This window comes from Mesorhizobium sp. Cs1299R1N1 (genome assembly GCF_037179655.1).
Lineage (GTDB): Bacteria > Pseudomonadota > Alphaproteobacteria > Rhizobiales > Rhizobiaceae > Mesorhizobium > Mesorhizobium salmacidum.
This window is the reverse complement of record NZ_JAPYKR010000114.1, coordinates 1-528: the sequence shown is the minus strand read 5'-3', so window position 1 is coordinate 528 and position 528 is coordinate 1. Positions and strand designations below refer to the sequence as shown.

The window sequence follows — 528 nt, the reverse complement described above, 5'->3', positions numbered from 1 at the left end:
CTAGACCAGCATGCCCATCGGGTTTTCGATCAGCTTCTTGAAGGCGACCAGCAACTCCGCCCCAAGCGCGCCGTCGACGGCGCGATGGTCGGTCGACAGCGTCACCGACATCACGGTGGCTATTTTGATCTCGCCATTCTTGACCACCGCCCGCTGCTCGCCGGCGCCGACCGCCAGGATCGTCGCATGCGGCGGGTTGATCACCGCGGCGAAATCCTTGATGCCGAACATGCCGAGATTGGAGACCGCGGTCGTGCCACCCTGATACTCCTCGGGCTTCAGCTTGCGGCTGCGGGCGCGGCTGGCCAGATCCTTCATCTCGTTGGAGATGACGGACAGCGTCTTTTCGTCCGCATGCCGGATGATCGGCGTGATCAGGCCACCAGGGATCGACACGGCAACGCCGACATCGGCATGCTTGTGCTTGACCATGGCGCTCTCGGTCCACGAGGCATTGGCATCCGGCACCGCCTTCAGCGCCATGGCCATCGCCTTGATCACCATGTCGTTGACCGACAGCTTGTAGGC

Annotated in this window: 1 protein-coding gene; it reads right to left on the bottom strand. The window is 63.1% G+C overall.

Annotation, left to right across the window (positions count from 1 at the left end):
- A partial coding sequence (locus tag O7A70_RS33955) for a 2-oxo acid dehydrogenase subunit E2 (RefSeq protein ID WP_337144225.1) occupies window positions 1-528 on the bottom strand: 528 nt, incomplete at its 5' end.